The 23,925-nt window shown below is 34.9% G+C and carries 20 protein-coding genes; 16 read left to right on the top strand and 4 right to left on the bottom strand.

From position 1 onward, the window contains the following. Window positions 1-47: 47 nt before the first annotated feature. The 15 genes from A8B35_RS15565 to A8B35_RS15495 all read left to right on the top strand — a co-directional run bounded on the left by A8B35_RS15565 (window position 48) and on the right by A8B35_RS15495 (window position 19,270). Window positions 48-629: a DUF3109 family protein gene (locus A8B35_RS15565; protein WP_068473873.1), complete on the top strand. Its 582-nt coding sequence runs from the start codon at window positions 48-50 to the stop codon at window positions 627-629. 58 nt (window positions 630-687) lie between these two features. Beyond that, complete coding sequence (locus tag A8B35_RS15560; protein ID WP_068473870.1) at window positions 688-1,188, top strand: protein-tyrosine phosphatase family protein; 501 nt, start codon at window positions 688-690, stop codon at window positions 1,186-1,188. Window positions 1,189-1,359: 171 nt separating this feature from the next. Next, complete coding sequence (locus A8B35_RS15555; protein ID WP_245820801.1) at window positions 1,360-2,757, top strand: dipeptidase; 1,398 nt, start codon at window positions 1,360-1,362, stop codon at window positions 2,755-2,757. A 354-nt stretch (window positions 2,758-3,111) separates the two neighbouring features. Beyond that, a complete protein-coding gene (locus A8B35_RS15550; protein ID WP_068473868.1) occupies window positions 3,112-5,301 on the top strand; it encodes a glutamine synthetase III family protein in 2,190 nt (729 codons plus the stop codon). 226 nt (window positions 5,302-5,527) lie between these two features. Next, window positions 5,528-7,084, top strand: a complete 1,557-nt coding sequence (locus A8B35_RS15545; RefSeq protein WP_068473865.1) for a tetratricopeptide repeat protein — start codon at window positions 5,528-5,530, stop codon at window positions 7,082-7,084. A gap of 472 nt (window positions 7,085-7,556) precedes the next feature. Continuing rightward, window positions 7,557-8,726: an AIR synthase related protein gene (locus A8B35_RS15540; protein WP_068473862.1), complete on the top strand. Its 1,170-nt coding sequence runs from the start codon at window positions 7,557-7,559 to the stop codon at window positions 8,724-8,726. Window positions 8,727-8,803: 77 nt separating this feature from the next. Then, window positions 8,804-9,892, top strand: coding sequence for a peptide chain release factor 1 (gene prfA, locus A8B35_RS15535; protein ID WP_068473859.1), 1,089 nt, complete (start codon window positions 8,804-8,806; stop codon window positions 9,890-9,892). A gap of 68 nt (window positions 9,893-9,960) precedes the next feature. Further along, entirely contained in the window at window positions 9,961-10,788 is an 828-nt protein-coding gene (pyrF, locus tag A8B35_RS15530) for an orotidine-5'-phosphate decarboxylase (RefSeq protein WP_068473856.1), read from the top strand. A gap of 110 nt (window positions 10,789-10,898) precedes the next feature. After that, window positions 10,899-12,170: a DUF2851 family protein gene (locus A8B35_RS15525; protein ID WP_068473853.1), complete on the top strand. Its 1,272-nt coding sequence runs from the start codon at window positions 10,899-10,901 to the stop codon at window positions 12,168-12,170. A 5-nt stretch (window positions 12,171-12,175) separates the two neighbouring features. Then, entirely contained in the window at window positions 12,176-13,210 is a 1,035-nt protein-coding gene (locus A8B35_RS15520; RefSeq protein WP_068473850.1) for a potassium channel family protein, read from the top strand. A 92-nt stretch (window positions 13,211-13,302) separates the two neighbouring features. Beyond that, complete coding sequence (locus A8B35_RS15515; protein WP_068473847.1) at window positions 13,303-13,890, top strand: hypothetical protein; 588 nt, start codon at window positions 13,303-13,305, stop codon at window positions 13,888-13,890. Window positions 13,891-14,015: 125 nt separating this feature from the next. Beyond that, the gene (gene rpsO, locus A8B35_RS15510; protein WP_068473844.1) at window positions 14,016-14,285 is read left to right on the top strand and encodes a 30S ribosomal protein S15; all 270 of its coding nucleotides are present in this window, start codon (window positions 14,016-14,018) and stop codon (window positions 14,283-14,285) included. 138 nt (window positions 14,286-14,423) lie between these two features. Then, window positions 14,424-16,547, top strand: a complete 2,124-nt coding sequence (gene pnp, locus A8B35_RS15505; RefSeq protein ID WP_068473841.1) for a polyribonucleotide nucleotidyltransferase — start codon at window positions 14,424-14,426, stop codon at window positions 16,545-16,547. 86 nt (window positions 16,548-16,633) lie between these two features. Then, complete coding sequence (locus A8B35_RS15500; RefSeq protein ID WP_068473838.1) at window positions 16,634-17,122, top strand: hypothetical protein; 489 nt, start codon at window positions 16,634-16,636, stop codon at window positions 17,120-17,122. Window positions 17,123-17,548: 426 nt separating this feature from the next. Further along, the gene (locus tag A8B35_RS15495) at window positions 17,549-19,270 is read left to right on the top strand and encodes a tetratricopeptide repeat protein (RefSeq protein ID WP_068473836.1); all 1,722 of its coding nucleotides are present in this window, start codon (window positions 17,549-17,551) and stop codon (window positions 19,268-19,270) included. Between the two features lie 107 nt (window positions 19,271-19,377). Here A8B35_RS15495 and ctlX read toward each other — a convergent pair whose 3' ends face one another. Then, a complete protein-coding gene (ctlX, locus tag A8B35_RS15490; protein WP_068474144.1) occupies window positions 19,378-20,301 on the bottom strand; it encodes a citrulline utilization hydrolase CtlX in 924 nt (307 codons plus the stop codon). A gap of 298 nt (window positions 20,302-20,599) precedes the next feature. On the opposite strand from ctlX, the gene A8B35_RS15485 reads away from it, so the two are divergent. Beyond that, window positions 20,600-21,313 (top strand): YebC/PmpR family DNA-binding transcriptional regulator, encoded by a 714-nt coding sequence (locus A8B35_RS15485; RefSeq protein ID WP_068473833.1) that lies wholly within the window; start codon window positions 20,600-20,602, stop codon window positions 21,311-21,313. A gap of 62 nt (window positions 21,314-21,375) precedes the next feature. Here the strand turns inward: A8B35_RS15485 and A8B35_RS15480 are convergent, their stop codons facing one another. The 3 genes from A8B35_RS15480 to A8B35_RS15470 all read right to left on the bottom strand — a co-directional run bounded on the left by A8B35_RS15480 (window position 21,376) and on the right by A8B35_RS15470 (window position 23,608). Continuing rightward, window positions 21,376-22,575: an aldo/keto reductase gene (locus A8B35_RS15480; protein WP_068473830.1), complete on the bottom strand. Its 1,200-nt coding sequence runs from the start codon at window positions 22,573-22,575 to the stop codon at window positions 21,376-21,378. 7 nt (window positions 22,576-22,582) lie between these two features. Then, on the bottom strand, window positions 22,583-23,224 hold the full coding sequence (locus A8B35_RS15475; protein ID WP_068473828.1) for a YiiX/YebB-like N1pC/P60 family cysteine hydrolase: 642 nt from the start codon (window positions 23,222-23,224) through the stop codon (window positions 22,583-22,585). A 75-nt stretch (window positions 23,225-23,299) separates the two neighbouring features. Then, window positions 23,300-23,608 (bottom strand): hypothetical protein, encoded by a 309-nt coding sequence (locus A8B35_RS15470; RefSeq protein ID WP_068473824.1) that lies wholly within the window; start codon window positions 23,606-23,608, stop codon window positions 23,300-23,302. Window positions 23,609-23,925 lie beyond the last annotated feature (317 nt).

Genomic DNA, 23,925 nt, shown 5'->3' with positions numbered 1-23,925 from the left:
CAGATCAGTCTTTTGTCTTTATACTATAACCTTTATACTTATTTCACATGATTCAAATCGAAGATAAAATATTAAGCCTCGACCTATTCGAAAAGAAGTTCATCTGTAATATAGCCAAGTGTCATGGCATTTGCTGTGTTGAAGGTGATTCAGGTGCGCCACTTGAAAAAGAGGAAGCTGATATTATTGAAGAAATTTATCCTAAAATTAAAGATTTACTTTCTGAAGAATCAATTCAGGTAATTGAAGAAGAAGGTACTTCGGTAATCGACTTTGAAGATGAATTGGTAACGCCTATAGTAAATGGTAAAGAGTGCGTGTATACTTACTTTGATGAGAAAGGTGGAATACATTGTGCTATAGAGATGGCCTGGAAAGAAGGTAAGGTAAATTTCCGTAAACCAATTTCTTGTCATCTATATCCAATTCGTACTAAAAAGTTATCGCAAGGCGAAGCATTAAATTATGATGTTTGGCCAATTTGCAAAGATGCTATCGAGTTGGGAGAGAAGAAGGGAGTTTCGGTATATCGATTCCTGAAAGAACCTCTTATCAGAAAATACGGAGAAGAGTTCTATAAAGAAATGGAAGCTTCAGAAGAATATTTAAAAGAAAAAGGAATGATTTAATCATTCCTTTTTTTGTTTGGTATATCTTTATCAGAGTAAAATTTTAAAATGTGATGGTATGAGTAATGTATTGCCTTTTGAGCATAGTTATTGGATTATACCCGGTAAATTATTGGCAGGTAAATATCCTAAAACACAAGAAGAATTAGATGCTTTATTAGCACTTGGTATAAAAACCTTTGTAAACCTGACTGAAGAAGATGAAACACAAAAAGATGGATCGCCTAACTTTAGGTACGATGCACACTTTAATTCATCAGAGGCTAAAATGTACAGAAAGCCAGTTGAAGATGCCTCAACACCTACTATTGAAACCATGCGTGAGATTGCCGAAATAATAGATGGCAGTTTAGTTGAAAACAAGCCCGTTTATTTCCATTGTGTTGGTGGTGTGGGCAGAACTGGAACGGTTGCGGGCAGCTATTTAATGCATAGTAAAATGGCTAATGCCGATAATGTTTTTGATATCATTGATTATTTAAAACGCACTAGTCCTTTTAATGAAAAGAAATCTCCAGGTAGAGATACGCAACGAAATTTTGTGATTAATTATAAATAGTCGTGCCTAATTTTGTGATAATTCATGTTGCGGCGAATTTTTAATGCCTATTATCTAAATTCTGGCGATCTATTTTTATAGATACTTGACAATGCTCATTCTTTCAGCTCTTTTGCTTCTCTACATTGCACTAAATTTAATCGTTACCTTATTATTATGATATAACAATGCATGGATAAGGTAAAAAATACAATTATTATGGAAGGGTTAAAAACATACATAAGCGATAATAAGCAACGATTTTTAGATGAGTTATTTGAATTAATTCGAATTCCATCTATTAGTAGTATCGAAAGTCATAAGCCTGATATGTACAAATGTGCTGAGCAATGGAAGAAAATTCTATTAGAGGGTGGTGCTGATAAAGCAAAGATTTTTGAAACGCCAGGTAATCCAATTACCTATGGCGAAAAAATAATTGATGAGAAATTACCAACAGTTTTGGTTTATGCTCATATGGATGTGATGCCTGTTGATCCGATTGATTTATGGGAAAGCGATCCGTTTGAACCGATTATTAAAGATGGTAAAATAATAGCTCGTGGTGCGGATGATGATAAAGGACAAAGTTTTATGCATGCAAAGGCTTTTGAGTTTATGGTTAAAACCAATCAGCTGCCTTGCAATGTAAAATTCCTTATCGAAGGTGAGGAGGAAGTGGGTTCTGTGAATTTACCTGCTTTTTGCGAGGCACATAAAGAAATGTTGAAGAGTGATGTGATTTTGGTTTCAGATACCTCTATGATAGCGCCAGGTATTCCATCAATTACCACCGGTCTGCGTGGCTTGGCTTATTGGGAGGTTGAAGTAACAGGTCCTAATAGAGATTTGCACTCTGGTTTATTTGGAGGAGCAGTTGCGAATCCAATTAACGAACTTACTAAGTTAATTGCTCAAATGACCGACGAGAATGGTCATATAACTATACCTGGTTTTTACGATGATGTGATTGAGGTTTCAGATGCCGAACGTAAAAAAATGGCACAAGCACCATTCGATCCAGAAGTGTATAAAAGCGCTATTGGGGTAGATGCCTTATTGGGTGAAGCTGGGTATACACCAAGCGAGCATACCGGAATTCGTCCATCATTTGATGTTTGTGGTATATGGGGTGGCTATACTGGCGAAGGTGCAAAAACTGTGCTACCATCAAAAGCTTACGCTAAAATTTCATCACGTTTAGTGCCAAATCAAGATCATGAAAAAATAGCTGAGTTGTTTAAGAAGCATTTCGAAAGCATTGCGCCTGATTGTGTAAAAGTAAAAGTAACATCCTTACACGGAGGTCAAGGTTATGTTTGTCCTATTGACTTGCCGGCCTATCAGGCAGCAGAGCGAGCCTATGAAAAGGTATACAGTCGCAAGCCAGTTCCTGTTCGTAGTGGAGGATCAATTCCAATTATATCTGAGTTTGAAAAAATATTAGGTGTAAAAACTGTTTTAATGGGCTTTGGTTTAGAGTCGGATGCTATTCACTCTCCAAATGAGAATTATCCTTTAGAGCAATTTTATACAGGTATCGAAGCTATTCCATACTTTTATAAAGAGTTTGCAGACTTATCTAAGTAAAACTTATATTTTGTTAATAAGTAGGCTGAATAATTCTTTATTCAGCCTATTTTTTGTTTTATACAGCTAGAATAAACAAATAAAAGTTCACTTTACTTACAATTTGTAAGTAAATGAGCTTTGAAAGTGTTAAAATATTTTGGGCTCCGTGTTTTTTTGTACTTAGATCCGATTGAAATTAAAAAATAATTAAGGAAGTGTTAATAAATAGGGTGTATTTGGCTTAAAAATGTCTTTATTTTTGTTAAAGTCCTCACTTTTTTGAAAAAAAAAGCATTTTTTCGAGGTTTTAAATTGAAATTATATATTTTTGCTTCGCTAACTCGAAGAAAAACTTAATTATTATAAAGGATTATGGCAACATTAAGATTTCAAGCATTATCAGAGCTTCTTTCTAGATCAGCTAAAGAAGTAACGTTACCATCAAATAAGGTAACTGATTATTACGGGCAAAATGTATTCAACAAGGATACAATGAGAAAGTACCTTTCAGGAGATGCTTTCCAAGCAGTTCAATCTGCAAGCCAAAAAGGTGGTACAATTGACCGTAAGCAAGCCGATGGTATTGCTTCAGGTATGAAAGCTTGGGCTATTGAAAATGGTGCAACACACTATACTCACTGGTTTCAACCATTAACTGATGGAACTGCTGAAAAGCATGATGGTTTTATCGATTATGGTGATGATGGTTCTATCATCGAAAACTTTTCAGGAAAATTATTAGCACAGCAAGAGCCTGATGCTTCTTCTTTCCCTAATGGTGGTATTCGTCAAACATTCGAAGCTCGTGGTTATACAGCTTGGGATACTTCTTCACCAGCATTTATCGTAGGTACTACATTATGTATTCCTACTGTATTTATTTCATATACAGGTGAGGCATTAGATTATAAAACTCCTTTATTAAAAGCACTAGCTGCTGTTGATGAGGCTGCAACTGCAGTTTGTCAATATTTTGATAAAAATGTAACAAAAGTACATACCAACATGGGTTGGGAGCAAGAGTATTTCTTAATTGATGAGGCTCTTTATCAAGCTCGTCCTGATATCGCTTTAACAGGTCGTACTTTAATGGGACACTCTTCTTCTAAAGACCAACAATTAGATGACCACTACTTTGGTTCTATTCCAGAGCGTGTATCTAAATTCATGATTGAGTTAGAAGTTGAAGCGCATAAGTTAGGTATGCCTATTAAAACTCGTCATAACGAGGTGGCTCCTTCACAATTCGAGCTTGCTCCAATTTACGAAGAGGCTAACTTAGGTAATGACCATAACCAGTTAATCATGGATGTGATGAAGCGTGTTGCGCGTCACCATAAATTCCGTGTTTTATTCCACGAGAAGCCATATGCAGGAATCAACGGTTCTGGAAAGCATAACAACTGGTCTTTAGGTACTGATACAGGTGTAGTTTTATTAGCTCCTGGTAAAAATCCTAAAGGAAACTTACAGTTCTTAACTTTTGTGGTTAACACATTAATGGCTGTATATAAAAACCAAGATTTATTACGTGCATCTATATTAACAGCTTCTAATAGCCACCGTTTAGGTGCTAACGAGGCTCCTCCAGCAATTATCTCTGCATTCTTAGGAACAGAAGTTTCTGCAATGTTAGATAAAATTGTAGCTGAGGTACCAGATCACAAAATGACTCCGGATGAGAAAACAGCTCTTAAATTAGGTATCGGACGTATTCCTGAAATTATCTTAGATAATACAGACCGTAACCGTACTTCACCGTTTGCATTTACAGGAAACCGTTTTGAGTTCCGTGCTGTAGGTTCTGCTTCTAATGCAGCTGTATCTACAACAATGTTAAGTGCAGCTGTTGCAGCTGAATTAAAAGAGTTTAAAGTAGCTGTTGACGCTATTATTGAGTCAGGTGTTAAGAAAGACGAAGCTATCTTCCAAGTTCTTAAGAAGATGATTATTGCTTTCGAACCAATTCGTTTTAATGGTGATGGTTACTCTGATGAGTGGAAAGTTGAAGCTGAAAAAAGAGGTTTAACTAACATTACAAGTGTACCACAATCATTAAGTACTTACCTTGATGCTCCATCTAAAAAAGTATTAGTTGACGGTGGTATTATGAGTGAGAAAGAGCTTGAGGCTCGTGTTGAAGTTGAATTAGAGAAGTTTACTTACAAAATTCAAATTGAAGCGCGTGTATTAGGTGATTTAGCAATCAACCATATTGTACCAACTGCAGTAGCTTATCAAACTAAGTTAATTCAGAATGTACAAGGTCTTAAAGATCTTTTCCCTGCTGATGAGTTTGAAGCTCTTGCAGGAAGTCGTTTAGAGTTAATTAAAGCTATTTCTTCACATACTTCTGCAATTAAGAAGATGAGAGGAGAAATGATCGAAGCTCGTAAAGAGTGTAATAAAATCGAAGAAGGTTTAGATAAAGCTTATGCTTACGATGAAAAAGTTCGTCCTTTCTTAGATCAAATTCGTTATCATGTTGATAAATTAGAATTAATCGTTGACGATGAAATGTGGCCATTGCCAAAATATCGTGAGATTTTATTCAACTTATAGTATTCAGAATACTTCAGATATAAGGGTCGCAATTTGCGACCCTTTTTTTATGTTTTAAAGTTTATTTATTAGTGAGCGGAGTATAATATGTGTTGGTTTCTAGTATGGGATAGCACTATAATTTGTGTTTTATTGCTCGCGTACAATATTAGACTTGAATCTTACGTTTTTATTGAGGTAATTTTATCTATTTTTACAAGTCATTTAAGATCTTAGATTTACTTTAATGCGTTATATAAATATATTCTTTCTGATTATTGCTGTGCTAGTAGGTGCATGTTCTGGAAGTAAGAAACTTACTCAAGCCAAAAAGTCGTTTTCTATTGGTGAATATACTCGTGCTGCTGAGTTATACAAAAAAGCTTATGCAAAAGAGAAAAACAGATACTATAAAGGTGAATATGCCTGGTATATGGGCGAGAGTTATCGTATAACCAATAAACCTTTGAAGGCCGCATCAGCCTACTCAAAAGCGGTTCGTTACGAGTACCCAGAACGTGAGGCTCAATTTTACATGGCCGAAAGTTACCGTAAAGCCGGTAAGCTTGATAAGGCAATACCTGAGTATGAAGAATATTTAGAGAAGGTGCCTGCTGATATTAGAGCACAACGTGGTTTAGCATCGTGCATGATGCTGCAAAAAGAACCACAACCCAATCGATACATTATAGCTAAGGAAAAAGATTTAAACAGTAAATACAGCGATTATTCTCCTACTTATGCAGGTACAGAGTTTGATTACGTGGTTTTCGCCTCTATGCGTGTAGAGGGAAAAAGTAAGCGTAAAAATAGAATTACCGGTCAGGGTACCTCAAGTATCTTTTATTCTAAGAAGAATGCCAAAGGGGCGTGGGAAGATCCGGCTCCATTTGAGGAGCCCATCAATAATCCTAAATTCGACGATGGTTCTCCATTTGTTTCTCACGATGGCAAAGAGCTGTTTTTTACCAGGTGTAAATTCGACAATGAAAAACCCACAGGGGCCGAGGTTGTTTCGTGTAAGCGACAAGGAGGGCAGTGGGGCGAACCAATTAACGCAAGTCTGGCCTTGGATAGTACTTTGCTCGATAGTACTGTAATTGCACATCCTGCTCTTTCTGCTGATGGAGAAACCTTATACTTTGTTAGCGATATGGAAGGTGGTTATGGAGGTAAGGATATTTGGAAAGCTGAAAAAGCAGGAGAAGGACAATGGGGTGAACCTATAAATATGGGATCGGCAATAAATACTCCGGGTAACGAAATGTTTCCTTTTATCCGTAAGGATGGCATTTTGTACTTTAGTTCAGATACACATATTGGATTCGGTGGTTTAGATTTATTTAAAGCAGAATTAAATGAAGAGGGTAACTGGGATGTTACCAATATGGGTGAACCAATAAATAGTATTGGCGATGATTTTGGCATCGTATTTCAAGGGAAGGATGAAGTAGGATTATTTTCGTCTTCGCGAGGCAGTACAAAAGGGATTGATAATATATATAGTTTCGTTTTACCTAAATTAAACTTTTATCTTACCGGTTTAATTACCAATAATAACGAGGAAATAGTAACAGGTTCTTATCTGCGATTGATTGGAAGTGATGGTACTACTATGAAAGTAAAATCACCATCGGATGGGAAGTTTAAGGTAAAACTAAAACCAAATACCGATTATGTGTTCTTAGTTGCAGCGGAAGGATATCTTAATAAAAAGGTGAAGTTTTCTACCAGTGGAGAAGTGAATGATAAAAGCTTCGAATACAATATAGTAATGGAAAAGCCCCTTCAGAAGGTAAACTAAGGTTGGGGTAAATCTATATATCTTTGACATTGTAGATTTTTACCTTTGATAAGGTACCGTTTAAATTTATGCTTATTGTTGAAGTCGTTTACGTGTTGCCAAAGCTTGCCTAGGTTTTTTTCGAGCGTTGGCATCTTGCCATTGGCTACTTAAGTTTTGGTTGAGCTTTGGCAAAATGCCATTCGCTGCTTAAGTCTTAAATTAGCTTTGGCGCTTTGCCATTACGTGCCTAGGTTTTAAATAAGCTTTGGCAAACTGCCATTCACTGCCTAAGTCTTAAATGAGCTTTGGCACTTTGCCACGCCAAAACAGCTTAAAATCAATTGAAATCATTTTTGAGTGTTTACCATTGATTTTTTACTCATGCTATGCTTGTTTAAGAATGGTTTTACGAAAGCTTTTAAACCATAAACTTCATTTTTCTAAGTAATTTGTATTACTTTTGTCCTCCGAATTTCTTAAAGAAAAATTTGTGAGTTCAGATTCAAGATACAATCAGAGAGGCGTTTCGGCATCTAAAGAGGATGTTCATAACGCAATAAAAAACATTGATAAAGGCTTATATCCAAAAGCATTTTGTAAAATTATACCTGATATTTTGGGCGGTGATGAAGCATATTGTAATATCATGCACGCTGATGGTGCTGGTACAAAATCTTCTTTGGCCTATTTATATTGGAAAGAAACAGGAGATATTTCTGTTTGGAAAGGTATTGCTCAAGATGCCCTTATCATGAACCTTGATGATTTATTATGTGTTGGTGCTACCGACAGTATCTTAGTTTCATCAACCATCGGTAGAAATAAAAATTTAGTGCCAGGTGAGGTAATTTCAGCTATTATTAATGGTACTGAGGAGTTACTGGCTGAGCTACGCGAAATGGGTATTTCTATTCATGGAACAGGCGGCGAAACTGCTGATGTGGGTGATTTAGTGCGTACCATTATTGTTGATTCAACGGTTACTTGCCGTATGAAGCGCGATGAGGTAATCTCAAATCATAACATTAAAGCGGGAGATGTAATTGTTGGTCTTTCATCTTCAGGTACGGCTAGCTACGAAAAAGAGTACAACGGCGGTATGGGAAGTAACGGATTAACTTCTGCTCGTCACGATGTATTTGCTAAATATTTAGCCGATAAATACCCTGAGAGTTTCGATCCTTCAGTTCCTTCTGATTTGGTTTACTCGGGCGGATTAAAATTAACGGATGCTGTTGAAGGCGTAGATATTGATGCCGGTAAATTAGTTTTATCTGCAACACGTACTTATGCTCCGGTAATTAAGAAAATTTTAGATGCACATCGTTCTCAAATCAGCGGAATGGTGCATTGTTCTGGTGGCGCACAAACAAAAGTGCTTCACTTTGTAGAGAATGTACATGTTATAAAAGATAACTTATTCCCAGTTCCTCCATTGTTTAAAACAATTCAAGAACAATCGGGTACAGCTTGGGACGAAATGTATAAAGTGTTCAATATGGGACACCGTATGGAGATTTATGTTCCTCAAGAAATTGCAGAAGACATTATTAAAATAAGCGAGTCTTTCAATATCGATGCACAAATTGTGGGTAGAGTTGAGGCAAGCGAAAAAACTGAATTAACTATCGAAAGTGAATTCGGTAAGTTTAAATATTAGCTACAATTATCTGGTAAACAAATAACACTATTGTGTGAAGAATAACTTGATAATTGAATATTTAAAACAAAAATAAAATGGGCGAGAATAAATTATTAGAAATGTTGGGTGGCGTAGTAATCAAGTTCCAAGAAGTATCGGAACAAATTACAGACCCAGAGGTGATTGCTGATACTAAAAGGTATATCAAGCTCAATAAAGAATATAAAGAATTAGAGCGTGTAGTAACTGCTCACGATGAGTATAAAACTACGCTCGAAAACATCGATGAGGCTAGAACTATTCTTAAGGAAGAGGACGATGCTGAAATGAAGGAGATGGCTAAAATGGAATTAGACGAGCTTGAGGCTAAACTTCCGCAAATGGAAGAAGACATCAAGTTGCTATTAATTCCTGCCGATCCCGAAGATGATAAAAACTGTGTGGTTGAATTACGCGCAGGTGCAGGTGGCGATGAGGCTAGTATTTTTGCTGGTGAAATGTTCCGCATGTATACCAAGTATTGCGAAAAGCAAGGTTGGAAAGTATCTGTGACTAACTCAAGTGAAGGTACCTCTGGTGGTTTTAAAGAGGTTGTATTTAATGTTACCGGAAACGGCGTTTATGGTATCTTAAAATACGAATCGGGTGTGCACCGTGTACAACGTGTACCGCAAACAGAAACACAAGGTCGTGTACATACTTCAGCTATTTCGGTTGCTGTATTACCAGAGGCTGAAGAGTTCGATATCGATTTAAGAACAGAGGATATTCGTAAGGATACTTATTGTTCATCAGGGCCTGGTGGTCAGTCGGTAAATACTACTTATTCGGCCATCCGTTTAACGCACATTCCTTCTGGTATTGTGGTTACTTGTCAGGATCAGAAATCGCAGCTTAAAAACTTAGATAAAGCAATGATCGAGTTACGTACTCGTTTATACAATTTAGAGTACCAAAAGTACCTCGATGCTATTTCATCTAAGCGTAAAACAATGGTTTCTACTGGTGACCGTTCAGCTAAGATTCGTACTTACAATTATCCACAAGGTAGAGTTACCGATCACCGCGTAAACTTTACAATGTATAATCTTCCTGCAGTTATGGATGGTGATATTCAAGGTATCATCGATCGCTTAATTGTAGAGGAAAATGCAGAGCGCTTAAAGGCTAGTGAACTTGAATAAGGTTCGGTAGAGTATTAAAAATTAGTTAGTAATAAATCTAGCTGTTGCTAGATGCTAAATTAGAAGTAATGAATTCTCAAGAGTTATTTGAAAATATAAAGAAGAAGAAAAGTTTTTTATGCGTTGGTTTAGATACTGATATCGCTAAAATTCCTCAACATCTTAAAGAAACAACAGATCCTATTTTCGCATTCAATAAAGAAATTATTGATGCTACTCAGGAATTCACTGTTGCTTACAAGCCAAACTTAGCATTCTACGAAAGTATGGGTGTTGAAGGATGGAACAGTTTAGATAAAACTGTGAAGTATATTAAAAATAACTATCCTGAGATTTTTGTTATTGCAGATGCTAAACGTGGCGATATTGGAAATACTTCTAATATGTATGCCAAAGCATTCTTCGATACAATGGATTTCGATTCAGTAACTGTTGCGCCTTATATGGGCGAGGATTCAGTGAAGCCTTTTATGACTTACCTTGATAAGTGGGTTATTTTATTGGCTTTAACATCGAATAAAGGAGCTGCTGATTTTCAATATGTAACCGAAGGGGATGAAAGATTATTTGAAAAAGTAATTAAAAAGTCATCAGAGTGGGGTACCGAAGAAAACTTGATGTATGTTGTTGGTGCTACAAAAGCCGAAAAACTTCAAGAAATTAGAAATATAATCCCAAATCACTTTTTATTAGTACCTGGAGTTGGTGCTCAAGGCGGAAGCTTAAAAGAAGTGGCCGAAAACGGATTAAATAGCAAGTGTGGTTTATTAGTAAACTCTTCGCGTGGTATTATTTATGCTAGCAACCAAGAAGACTTTGCTGTAAAAGCAGGCGAGGCAGCCAAAGAGGTTCAGTTAGAAATGGCTGATCTTTTAAAAGCCAAAGGTTTATTGTAGATAAAACAATTCTTATCATATTTAAAAAGCTTCCATTTATGGGAGCTTTTTTTGTTTGTATATATTGTTGTGTATCTTAATGGTCAGTATAAACCTAAGACTTACACTCCATGATAAATGAAGAATTCATACAATATATATGGAAGCATAAATTATTCAAGCTCGATAACCTCCTTACTGTTTGTGGTAAAACAATAGAGCTTATAAATCCTGGTGAACTAAATACAAATGCTGGTGCCGATTTCTTTAACGCAAAAGTTAAGGTTGATAATACGCTTTGGGCTGGCAATGTTGAAATTCATATAAAAAGTTCAGATTGGCTTGTTCATAATCATCAAACAGATAAGGCCTACAATAATGTTATTTTGCATGTTGTTACTCAGTTTGATCAGGATGCAATAAGCCAGAAAGGTGAGGTAATTCCATGTTTGGTGATAAAATATTCAGAAGATTTATATGATGAATATTTAAGTTTAACATCAAGTGTACACGATATAGCATGTGTCTCTCATTTGCACCAGATTAACTCCTTTGAAATATCTTTATGGGTACAACGAATGTTAGTTGAACGTTTAGAGCATAAAGTAAACTCCATAGAGCATTTGTTAAATAATACAACCAATAATTGGGATGAGGTTTTTTATCGTCTCTTATTTCGAAGTTTCGGATTGGGTGTAAATGGCACTGCCTTTGAGCTATTGGCTCAATCTATTCCGCTATCAGTCCTTTTAAAGTATAGTAACGATATTGATTTATTAGAGGCTTTACTATTCGGTCAGGCCGGAATGTTAAGTGAGCCAGCTGGTGATAATTACTACGCCCGGCTTCAGACAGATTACCAGTTCTTAAAACAAAAGCACGGCTTAAAGCCGATAGATTCTTTTCTTTGGAAATTTTTAAGATTGCGCCCGAGTAATTTCCCGACCATTAGATTATCTCAGTTAGCCAATTTGATGCATAAGTTAAAAGGCGTTTTTGGCAATTTAACCGAGGAGCAAGAAATTAGAAATATTGAGAAACTATTAAATGTAGATGCCTCAGTTTACTGGGATAAGCATTATACCTTTAGTAAAGAATCTAAAGATACTCAGAAACGATTAGGAAAAACTTCAATTTCAAATATCATCATCAATACAATAATACCTTATATTTTTACATTTGGTAAAAAGAATGGCAATGTAAGCTATGAACAAAAGGCCTTAAAATGGCTTTCTGAAATGAAACCTGAACGAAATTCAATAATTAATCAATGGAAGTGTAATGAAATACCTGTTAAAAGTGCCGGAGATTCTCAGGCTTTAATATATTTGTTTAATAATTATTGTAAACTTAAAAAGTGCTTGCACTGCAGAATAGGTCATCAAGTATTAGCCATTAAATAGTAACTGTGAATAAAGGAGTACCCTACTTAGATAATTTTAGAGCCATTGTATATGGCGTAAGTGCCTTGCTATTAATAGTTGTTGTTGGAGCTATTGGTTTTATGCTTATTGAAGGTGCACGTTTTATCGATGCACTTTACATGACGATGATTACAATTTCTACAGTGGGTTTCAGAGAAGTTGTTCCTTTGTCAGATGGCGGTAAGTTATTTACAGTTCTTCTCATTATCTTTAGTTTCGGAATTTTCGGTTATGTAATTACTTCTGTTACCCGTTTGGTGGTAGAAGGAGCATTGCAACAATCATATAAACAGTATCAAGTGAAAAAACAAATTGTAAAACTCGAAAACCATGTGGTGGTTTGTGGTTATGGGCGTAACGGATTTCAGGCCTGTGTTGAATTAAAAGAACATGGTGAGAAGTTTGTTATTTTAGAAAAACGCGATCATGTTGTGGCGCGTATTCTAGAAGATCCGAAACTACTATACGTACAGGGTGATGCAAGTTCTGAAGAGGTGCTTGAAATGGCTCAAATTAGAAAAGCAAAGGCATTAATTACAGCTTTGCCCAATGATGCTGATAATATTTTTGTAGTTTTAACAGCCCGTGAGATGAATCCGAAGCTTAAAATTATTAGCAGAGCAAGCGAATTTAGGTCTGACTTAAAGTTGAGACATGCTGGTGCTACTAACGTTATTATGCCGGATAGAATAGGAGGGCAGCGTATGGCTAAGCTTGTTACTCAGCCCGATGTAGTGGAGTTTGTGGAGAATATTCTTTTACAACGAAGTATGGATGTGCGTTTAACCGAGATTTCGTGCGATCATATTTCTGAAGAGAATACTAAAATGAATATTCATGAGTTGAACCTTAGAAAGAAAACAGGTGCTAATTTGGTGGGCTTAAAAACACCAGAAGGTACTTATATTTTTAATCCTTCTCCTCAAATAAAGATATCAAAAGAAGATAAGCTCTTTATTTTAGGTACACACGAGCAGGTTGAAAAATTTAAAAAAATATTGCAAGAATCTCAAGTATAAGTTTTAATTGTATTCATTATCCTAAGTTTAATGGCTTATTTTTTGTTGCTTAGGTTAAGAGTATTAGTATAAAAAACCAAAAACGAATAGTTATGAAATTATCAAAAGTATTAAAGTTGAGCGCCATAGCTCTAGTAGTATCATTTGGAGTATACAGCTGTAAGTCGAAAGAGAAAGTAGCAACTAATAGCGAGGTTGGTCAAGTTTTAGAAGATTTACCTTGTGAAAAAGATGGTAGGTCAGATAAAAATACTTTCCGTTCATTCTCAATGGCAACAAGTAGTGATTTAACTCTTTCAAAAGAAAAAGCATTGTTATTAGCCAAACAACGTTTGGTAACTTTAATTCAATCGAATACAAAATCGGTTACAGATCGTTACGTGAATGAGCGTGAAATGGGGTCTGCATCAGAATTTGAGCAAAAATTTGAGAACTTAACTCGTGAGGTTGCTGATGAAACAATTAGCAATATTGTTGTTGCTTGCGAAAAATCAAGTGTATTGCCAGATGGAAAATACAGATCATTTGTTGCCATTGAAGTTGATAAAGAAGACTTGATGAATAGCATGAATAACAGAATCTCTAATGATGCTAAACTTCAAGTTGATTACGACAAAAAGAAATTTGAAGAAATTTACAATCAAGAGATGAATAAAATGGCTGAAGAGCAAGGGAAATAAGCATTAGTCAAACACAGTGATGCTGAATAATTACTTGATTAAAAATAAATTAAGCTATAGGTTGCAGAGAATCAAATTATAATTATCTTTGCACCGCAATTTTTATCATATAAATAAACAGCGTTATGTATTTAACAGCAGAAAAGAAGCAAGAAATCTTCGAAAAATACGGAAAGTCTAATACTGATACTGGTTCTTCTGAAGGCCAGGTGGCACTATTTACCTACCGTATCTCGCATTTAACCGAACATTTAAAGGTTAATAGAAAAGATTATAGCACAGAGCACGCTTTGAAAAAATTAGTTGGTAAGCGTAGAAGTCTTCTTGATTATATCAAGAGCAAAGACATTGAAAAATACCGTTCTTTAATTAAAGAATTAGGTATTCGTAAGTAATCCAACTTCAAAAATTAAAAAGGCAATCCATTGTGGGTTGCCTTTTTTTATGGACCAAGGTATTTCACATAAAATAAATCGCTGATTAAGAATATAATCTATATATTTGGGCGACAATAAGAGAAAAAGAAAAGAGATATGATTACTCCAATTGAAAAAGTTATTGATCTTGGCGATGGAAGATCAATTACTATCGAAACAGGGAAGTTAGCAAAACAGGCTGACGGTTCGGTAGTTGTTAAAATGGGCAATACTTATTTGCTAGCCACAGTAGTTTCTGCTAAAGATGCTACACCGGGTACAGATTTTATGCCTTTATCTGTAGAGTACAGAGAGAAATTTTCGGCCGTAGGTCGTTTCCCAGGTGGATTTATGAAAAGGGAGGCTCGTCCTTCTGATAATGAAATATTGGTTTGTCGTTTAGTCGATAGAGCATTACGTCCTCTATTTCCAGAGGATTATCACGCAGATACATTTGTTACCATTAATTTAATTTCTGGAGATAAAGAAGATTTACCTGATGCTTTAGCTGGTTTAGCTGCTTCTGCTGCATTAGCAGTTTCAGACATTCCGTTTAACGGGCCAATCTCTGAATGTAGAGTAGCTCGCGTTGAAGGAGAATTAATTCTTAATCCAACACGTACACAATTAGCTGCTGCTGATATGGAAGTTGTTGTTGGTGCAACAATGGAAAATATTTTAATGGTAGAGGGTGAAATGGAAGAAGTTTCTGAAGCAGAAATGCTTGAAGCTATGAAATTCGCTCACGATGCAATTAAAGTTCAGTGTCAAGCTCAAATAGAATTAGCAGAAGCTGTTGGTGCTACTACTAAACGTGAGTATTGTCACGAAGAGAATGATCAAGAATTATTTGATCATATCAAAGCAGCTACTTACGATAAAGTATACGAAGTAGCAAAAGCAGGTCTTCCAAAGCATGAGCGTGCAGAGAAATTTGCCGCTATTAAAGAAGAGTATGTTGCAGCTAATTATACTGAGGAAGATGAAATTCCTTCAGGTTTAATTGGTAAATATTACCACGATGTTGAAAAAGAAGCAGTTCGCCGTTGTGTTCTTGATGAAAGAGTACGTTTAGATGGTCGTAAAACTGACGAGATTCGTCCTATTTGGTCTGAGGTTGATTACCTTCCAGGTCCTCATGGTTCATCTATCTTTACACGTGGAGAAACTCAAGCATTAGCAACAGTTACTTTAGGTACTAAATTAGATGAAAAATTAGTTGATGATGTATTAAACAGAACAACTGAAAGATTCTTATTACACTATAACTTTCCTCCATTCTCAACTGGTGATGCACGTGCTTCACGTGGTACTAGCCGTCGTGAGATTGGTCACGGTAATCTTGCTTTTAGAGCACTAAAAGATATGTTACCTGAAGATTATCCATATACAGTTCGTATTATGTCTGATATTCTTGAATCAAACGGTTCGTCATCAATGGCAACAGTTTGTGCAGGAACATTAGCTTTAATGGATGCTGGTGTACCTATTAAAAAGCCAGTTACTGGTATTGCAATGGGATTAATTACCGATTCTGAAAAATTTGCAGTTCTTTCTGATATCTTAGGAGATGAGGATCACTTAGGTGATATGGACTTTAAAGTAACAGGTACTCGCGATGGTATTACTGCTACGCAAATGGATATTAAAGTAGATGGTTTACCTTACGAAGTGTTAGAGCAAGCTTTATTACAAGCGCGCGAAGGTCGTTTACATATTATGGATAAGATTGAGGAAACAATGACTGAGCCACGTGCCGATCTTAAGCCTCATGCTCCACGTATGGAGAAAATTACTATTCCGAAAGATATGATCGGTGCAGTAATCGGACCAGGTGGAAAAATTATTCAAGAAATTCAAGCTACTACAGAGTCTACAGTTACTATCGAAGAAGATGGTGATTTCGGACAAGTAAGTATTTCTGCTGATAATGCGGATTCAATTAATGCTGCATTAGCAAAAATTAAAGGTATTGTTGCTGTTCCTGAAGTAGGAGAGGTTTACAAAGGTAAAGTAAAATCTATCGTTCCTTTTGGTGCATTCGTTGAGATTATGCCAGGTAAGGATGGTTTATTACACATCTCTGAAATTGAGTGGAAAAGACTTGAGAAAGTTGAAGATGCACTTAAAGAAGGCGAAGAAGTAGAAGTGAAGTTAATTGAAGTTGATCAACGTTCTGGTAAATTAAAATTATCTCGTAAAGTGCTTTTGCCTCGTCCAGAGCGTAAGCCGAAAAACTAGTTTATAAAACTATTACTATAATTAAAAGGCCTTTCGAGGCCTTTTTTTTTGTCTAAATTTCTACATTTAGATTATAATATATTATTATGAATGAATTAAAGTCATGTGAGGATTGGATAAATGAGCTTGATCAAAAAGTGGAAAAAATGCCACGAATTCAGTCTCGTTTAGCAAATTTCGAAATGTTACCGCGCCTTGGTGAATTGCTTGAGGCGAAAAAGGACTCATGTCCTGATTGTAGAAATTATTGGAGTAAGCTACAAGAATCTACAATTGCATTTGAAGAATTCTTTGATGATGGGAATGATCATTTGGTAGAATTTGAGAACGTTGTAGACGAAACAATGCAACACCTTAAATCTACTCATGGCATTCGCCCTAAGGGTTTAGTTTTATCTTATAAAACTGTTGTATTGATGGTAGTGGGATTATTTTTAGGGTTTCTCTTAGGACTTATCGAACCACAGTTAATGAAAACAGGTGTTGTTATGGGATGGCTATTAGGTACATTATCAGGTTGGTTCTGGGGTAAAAGCGTTGAAAAGCAGATGAAAAAAAATGGACTAATATTCTAAGTCTAGGAGTTTTACTTATTATTGGTTTTGAACCTGTTTTACAACATAAATCTAGTAAGTTATTGAATCAATGAATTTACTAACTTGGTTAATATTACTATCCTTCAGTTATAAATATTGAGATTATATCTGATGTATCTTTTTTTAAGAAATTTTTTTGATTGTAATACTTTTTGTATAAAAAATTGTCTGTCTTTTTAGTCATTGTGATATGAAGGATATATTTTAAATAAATAACTAAATTCTTTTTTTAGCATAATCAAGGTGAAATTTATGTTATTTGCCTATGATGTGTATATTTGCATTTAATTAATAGTACTCTTTTTTTTATTAAAAACATTACTAAATTTGTAGCACCTCTCTAAAAATGGAGGGTGCAATTATTTTAGAAAGTTAATTGGAAACATATAATTAGGTTAAATTATTATGAAAAGATCAAGTATCAACATTTTTGCTTCATTAGCCTTAGTAGCGTTATTAGCTAGCTGTGCTGGGTTAAATAAGATGAAAGGTGGAGCGTCAGACGTACAATATACTGTTACTCCTGAAGTATTGGAGGCACATGCAGGTAACGTAGATGTAGCTATCAGTGTAAAAGTTCCAGAAAAGTACATGGATAAGAAAGCTGTTATTGAGTTAACGCCAGTACTTAAGTATGATGGTGGCGAAACAGTTTTCCCATCAAAAACAGTACAGGGTGAGAGCGTAGAAGGTAACAATCAGGTTATTTCTTATGCTAACGGTGGACAATATTCTTACACAGGAACAGTTCCTTACAACGAAAACATGAAAGTGTCTGAGTTAGTAGTTCGTATCAAGGCTACAAAAGGAAGTAAAGTTGCTGAGTTTGATGATTACAAAATTGCTGATGGTGTAATTGCTACAGCTGAGTTAGTAAAAGATAAAGGTGCTGCTGTTGCTTTAGGAAAAGATAATTTCCAAAGAGTAATTAACGAGTCTAAAGAGGCATACGTTTACTTCCTTATTCAACAAGCTTCATTGAGAGGTACTGAATTAAGAAAAGATGAGGTTGCTGCTTTAAAAGCATTTGTAAAAGAATCAAAAGCTGCTGAAAATATTAATTTCAAAGGAGCTAAAGTTTCTGCTTATGCATCTCCTGATGGTCCTACAGATTTAAATACATCTCTTTCTGAGAAAAGACAAAAAGCTTCTGCTTCTTATTTAACTAGAGAATTAAAGAGATCAAAAGTTGATGTTTCTGAAGAAGGTTTTGTAACTACAAAAAATACTCCTGAAGATTGGGAAGGTTTCCAAGAAATGATGGAGAAGTCAAGTATTCAAGATAAAGAGTTAATCTTAAGAGTTCTTTCTATGTACTCAGATCCTGAAGTACGTGAAAAAGAAATCAAAAATATGGCAGAGGCTTATAAAGCAATTGCTGATGAAGTTTTACCAAAATTACGTCGTTCACAGATTTCTGTAGATGTTGAAGTAATTGGTAAGTCTGACGAAGAAATTAAAGAATTAGCTGCTTCTAATCCTTCAGAGTTAAATGTTGAAGAATTATTATATGCTGCTACTTTAACTGAAGATTTAGATGAGCAATTATCTATTTACAAAAGTGTAAACGAAGTATTCCCTAAATCTTGGAGAGGTCACAACGATGTAGCTTACATCTTAGTGAAGCAAGATAAATTAGCTGAAGCTAAAGCTTCTTTAACAAAAGCTAATGAAATCAGCGCTAACAATCCTATTATTAACAATAATTTGGGTGTAATTGCTTTACGTGAAGGTGATTTAGCTAAAGCTGAAGAGTTTTTTGGAGCTGCTGCTGGAGCTGGACCTGAGTTAGATGAGAACTTAGGAATCGTTTCAATTCACAAAGGTGATTATGATGCTGCTATGCGTTATTTCGGAAACTCAACATCTTGTAACGCTGCTTTAGCTAAAATATTAGCTACTAAATATGATGCTGCTTTATCAACATTAAACGCAAATACTCATGAAGTAGGTTTCAAATATTATTTAAAAGCTATCGTTGGTGCTCGCACTGCTGATAACGATTTATTATTTGATAGCTTACGTAAAGCTGTTAAGCTTGATGATTCTTTAAAAGCTGCTGCTGCTAAAGACATGGAGTTCGGTAAATTCATCGAAGATGCTACATTTAAGTCTATTATTCAATAATTAGATTTAAATCTAAAATATAAAGGCTGTCCATTTTGGACAGCCTTTTTTATGCTCTTGTTTTTCTGTTTGATCAGAATTAGAATCTTTATATTAAAAATATGATGCTACGGTTTCTTTTGTAAAAAGATTTCAGCTATCATGCATCTTATGCTTCCTCCTCCTATCTTCTCAATTGTACTAACATCTAATGGTAGTATTTTAGAATGTTCTGATATATTGTTTATCTGATCAGTATTGAGACTTTCATGTGCGGTTTTCGACATAACTAATATGCGATCGCCCATTTTGTTGATAACGCCTAACATATTTCCCGCTAAAGCCTTTACTTGTTTTAATGATATATCTATAATTTGGTGACCAGAACGGGTTAATGAGTCTGTAACTATCTTTTTTTCTGATGCATCTTTTATGCTCTCTAAGCATACAATTGCTGTATTTTCGGTTATACACATCATTACATTGGTATGATATATAGCCTTATTTTTATCATCCAGTGCGTTAAAATGTATTGGTTTATATTTTAATAGATCACACACTTCTAACAAGAGTTCCTTATTGGTACGCTCAGATAAGCAAGCGTAAGCTATTTTATTTACATGATCGAATATTATACTTCCGGTAGATTCAAGATATTTACCTTTTTTTTCGTGATGAGATAAGTCTATTGTTTCACTTATTTCAAATTCTTTAGAGAGATAATTAATAATATCTGTTCTTCGCTCAAGGCGTCTGTTAGTAGCAGCCATTGGGTATAATAAAACTTTTCCATCATGATGATAGCTTGCCCAATTATTAGGAAATATAGCATCAGGTTTGATTGGGGATATTGTATCATCAAATACGATTACATTAATAAAGTTTTCTCTTAATTGTTTAACTACTTTATCGAACTCTAATAATGATTTATCCTTAATTTGGTTAGGTGATAGTTCTACGTTATTCTGGAAGGCATTTGAGCTTGCTGTCTCAGTATTGTATCCAAAATTAGCAGGTCTGATTAGTAAGATAGTGTCGGTTACTTGTTGCATATAATTTGTTTTATTCATGTATTAACTCGAAGTAATATAGTTTTACCAGAGTTGTAATTAGTTTAAAATTCAATGAATATTACCTTAGCTTATAAAAGCTAAATATATTATTATCAATATTTCTAAAGAATGATGCTTGGCATACTTGTTTAAATCAATCTGATTAGATAGATAATTATACCCCAACACAACTTATTGTTTATATTTAGTATAAAACTTATCGCATTGTTTGATTTTTTATGATAGGAATTATAGCTTTGTCAGTCAAATTATAAAATCAGAATATTAAAATATAAATATGGGACGCGCATTTGAATATCGTAAGGCAACGAAACTAAAACGTTGGGGAACAATGGCCAAAACTTTCACTAAAATTGGCCGTGAAATAACCACTGCTGTTAAAGAGAGCGGTCCTGATCCAAAAGCTAACCCACGTTTAAGAGTACTTATCCAAAATGCCAAGGCAGCTAATATGCCTAAGGATAATGTTGAGCGTGCTATAAAAAAGGCCACAGAAAAAGATCAAGAGGATTGGAAAGAAGTTGTTTTTGAAGGTTATGGTCCATTCGGAGTGGCAGTATTAGTTGAAACCACAACCAATAATAATACTCGTACCGTTGGTGCCGTTCGTAGTTACTTTAGTAAAGCTGGCGGTTCGTTAGGTACAACAGGTAGTGTGGATTATATGTTTGAGCATAATTGTCACTTTAAGGTAAAATCAAAGGAAGGATTAGACCTTGAGGAATTAGAGCTCGAAATGATTGATGCAGGGGCTAATGAAATTTTCGAAGAAGAAGGAAATATCATTATTTATGGTGATTTTGGTAGCTTCGGTTCTATCCAAGCATTTTTAGAGGAAAATGAATTTGAATTAGTGAGTGCAGAGTTCGAAAGAATTCCAACAACAACTAAAAAGCTTTCTGAAGAAGAAACAGTTAAGTTTGAGAAAATGCTAGGTAAATTTGAGGAAGATGATGACGTTGTAAATGTTTATCATACAGCAGAGCTTTAGTATTTGATTAAGCTAAAAGTATATATGCGCCTTCTAACATTTATTGTTAGAAGGCGTTTTTTTTAATTTGTATTCTTGTTCTTAACGAAAGTGAGGTCTTTAGGGTTGATACTTTTTACTACAGATGGATTTTTGTAAAAAGCTTCATGCGCTTCAGTTAACATTTCTTTTAGAGGAATATCTTGAGGAACTTTATCCCAATTTATTTTGTTAATATTTGATGGTGTTGCAAGAACTCCTCTTACCCAATGATTTTCATTGTTCAGCTCTTTGTATCTATACCTTGCAAAATCAAGCATATCGTAGCACTTCCATAGTTTACGCCATCTTAAAATCTCTGGTATGTCGATATTAGAACGATCATTACCTAAATTAAATCCACCATAGGCCGCGTAGGGATCGTCGCCTATCATTTTATCCAACTTAAATTTACTTTGCAAGTCATTGCCAGATAATGGTATATGAGTTGGAAAAATTTTATTCATTTCTGCATAATGCTCAGGTTCTGTCATACCAAAAGATAAAGTATGAACAGAAGGGTTCTGTAGGCAAAAACGTGCATTCCATTGTATTGGGGTAGCATGCGGTATGGCATTCCTCACTTTTTGAGGAGCATTAAATAATTGTCCACCCTTATCGTTTGGGGAAATTATAAAAACGCCCATATCCTTTAATTCAGCCATAGATATTGCGGCCTCATTTCGTTGATTAAAGTAATAATAATGAAGATTTACAAATTCAAATAAATCGGTTTCAATTGTTTTAATAATAACTTCTAATGGAGCATGTGTACTAAAACCGATGTGTTTAACAATACCTTCTTCCTTAAGCTTATGAAGCTCTTCAATTGCGCCACCTGTTTTGCACGATTCTTTAAGTATATCAAAGTTATTAATGCCGTGCCAGGCATAAAAATCTAGGTAATCCGTTTTTAGCGTAGTTAATTGTTCTTCAACTTTAATACGCATATCTTCCGCAGTAACCGGAGCACCTTTTGTCATTAAAAAGTAACGATCTCTTTTTACCTTAAGGTGTTCGTTTAATGTACGACCAAATACAGTTTCACTTTTTTTATAGCCGCGCGCAGTTTCAAAATGATTGATACCATAGTCAAGCGCTAGCTGAACCAATTGGTTGCAATGTTCTTGCGTATCTGACGGTATTTCATCATACGGATCTTCCCAGCAATGCTTAAAGCGCATTCCTCCCATAGTTATGGCACTCAGCATTTTTTCTGTTTTGCCAAACCTTCTATATTCCATTATGTTCTTACTGAATATTCGTTATGTATATTAAATTTTCGCTAGCCGCCATTCCATTTGGGTTACATCCTAGCTCGCCTTCAGGAATTTCAATGCCTAAATTTTGATAATGTTGTATCCAAGTTTTATTGAAAGTATTGCTATGTGCATCTTTAAAAGTCATTGGATCTAAGGTGAAAACACTATCTTCTTTAAATAGTTCATAGATGTACTCAGAGCAGTACATGCCAGTATCTTCAATAATATAGGAGTAGTTATAAGGTAGGCCTATATATTCTTTAGCTTTATGGCTAGCTTTAATAGCTGACTGTGCTAAATTGGGTTTCAGACGATACAAATCGGTAGTGTATTCAGCTTCGTTGTTCGGCGATAAAAATAAATTAATCTCTTCTTTACATACTCCTTTTTCAGGAGCAGCGTGAAAAACCCAAATGGTGTCAGCTGAAACATAACAGATTCCCATGTGTGAATAGTTCGTTTTTTTTGGGGTTTGAGTTACTTTATTAATTGCGTCGGAAAGACCTTGTTGAGTATTACCTCTAAAAAGTATATCGCCTGTTTTAATTTGATTCATTGAGTTTGGACTTGTACAAGCTATTGAGAATGTAAGTAGTATAATAACACTCAATAGGTATTCTTTATTTTTCATGGAGCAAAACTAATAAAAAAAGCTCGAAGGGGGTACTTCGAGCCTTTATGCTTTTATTGATTTATTTAAATAGACTTAGTTGTCTACTGTTTCAAGATGCTTGTGTCTGAATTGTATTGCTTTTCTGAAAAAGGTTTCGCTATGGCCAAATGGTATTATGTAATTTATACTCGATCCGCAATTACTACACTCACCACTAATTTTTAAATCATTAAACCGATCTAAATACAAAGTATGTTTGTTAATAATTTGCAAATCTTTATTCTTACAAGAAGAACAACAAATTTCGTTTCGTAATAAAAACTTAAATCCTTTTTTTTCGTGTTGATTTAATAGAGAGTTTAGTTGAAACTTGTTAATCTCAATATCAGAAAAGTGAATCATAAGAAATAAATTTAAGGGTTTTACTATTGTATATGTAGACTAATTTATTGTTAAGTTATTGATAATTATTTTTTTATCAAAATTTACCCTGTAGTTAATAAAGGAATTATATTATAGTGCTTATAAATTGTTATTGGTTTAAGTTGGGTTATTTTATTTGTGCGGGCTTAATATGATGGGGGTATATTTATATTAAGTTAATTTTGTGTGAATAATGAACTATTTTGAGGGGGTTTTGTTTTGATTAGTTATAAATAGTGTTAATTCTTGCATCGTGTTTGTTTGTTGGTCTTAGGAATTGTTATATTTGATCAAAC

The organism is Saccharicrinis aurantiacus (genome assembly GCF_001660705.2).
Lineage (GTDB): Bacteria > Bacteroidota > Bacteroidia > Bacteroidales > Marinilabiliaceae > Saccharicrinis > Saccharicrinis aurantiacus.
This window is presented reverse-complemented; position numbering and strand designations above follow the sequence as displayed.

Coding starts and splice junctions, on each gene's coding strand:
- A8B35_RS15565 (WP_068473873.1), top strand. CDS start 48: ATGATTCAAATCGAAGATAAAATATTAAGCCTCGACCTATTCGAAAAG.
- A8B35_RS15560 (WP_068473870.1), top strand. CDS start 688: ATGAGTAATGTATTGCCTTTTGAGCATAGTTATTGGATTATACCCGGT.
- A8B35_RS15555 (WP_245820801.1), top strand. CDS start 1,360: ATGGATAAGGTAAAAAATACAATTATTATGGAAGGGTTAAAAACATAC.
- A8B35_RS15550 (WP_068473868.1), top strand. CDS start 3,112: ATGGCAACATTAAGATTTCAAGCATTATCAGAGCTTCTTTCTAGATCA.
- A8B35_RS15545 (WP_068473865.1), top strand. CDS start 5,528: ATGCGTTATATAAATATATTCTTTCTGATTATTGCTGTGCTAGTAGGT.
- prfA (WP_068473859.1), top strand. CDS start 8,804: ATGGGCGAGAATAAATTATTAGAAATGTTGGGTGGCGTAGTAATCAAG.
- pyrF (WP_068473856.1), top strand. CDS start 9,961: ATGAATTCTCAAGAGTTATTTGAAAATATAAAGAAGAAGAAAAGTTTT.
- A8B35_RS15525 (WP_068473853.1), top strand. CDS start 10,899: ATGATAAATGAAGAATTCATACAATATATATGGAAGCATAAATTATTC.
- A8B35_RS15515 (WP_068473847.1), top strand. CDS start 13,303: ATGAAATTATCAAAAGTATTAAAGTTGAGCGCCATAGCTCTAGTAGTA.
- rpsO (WP_068473844.1), top strand. CDS start 14,016: ATGTATTTAACAGCAGAAAAGAAGCAAGAAATCTTCGAAAAATACGGA.
- pnp (WP_068473841.1), top strand. CDS start 14,424: ATGATTACTCCAATTGAAAAAGTTATTGATCTTGGCGATGGAAGATCA.
- A8B35_RS15500 (WP_068473838.1), top strand. CDS start 16,634: ATGAATGAATTAAAGTCATGTGAGGATTGGATAAATGAGCTTGATCAA.
- A8B35_RS15495 (WP_068473836.1), top strand. CDS start 17,549: ATGAAAAGATCAAGTATCAACATTTTTGCTTCATTAGCCTTAGTAGCG.
- ctlX (WP_068474144.1), bottom strand. CDS start 20,301: ATGCAACAAGTAACCGACACTATCTTACTAATCAGACCTGCTAATTTT.
- A8B35_RS15485 (WP_068473833.1), top strand. CDS start 20,600: ATGGGACGCGCATTTGAATATCGTAAGGCAACGAAACTAAAACGTTGG.
- A8B35_RS15480 (WP_068473830.1), bottom strand. CDS start 22,575: ATGGAATATAGAAGGTTTGGCAAAACAGAAAAAATGCTGAGTGCCATA.
- A8B35_RS15475 (WP_068473828.1), bottom strand. CDS start 23,224: ATGAAAAATAAAGAATACCTATTGAGTGTTATTATACTACTTACATTC.
- A8B35_RS15470 (WP_068473824.1), bottom strand. CDS start 23,608: ATGATTCACTTTTCTGATATTGAGATTAACAAGTTTCAACTAAACTCT.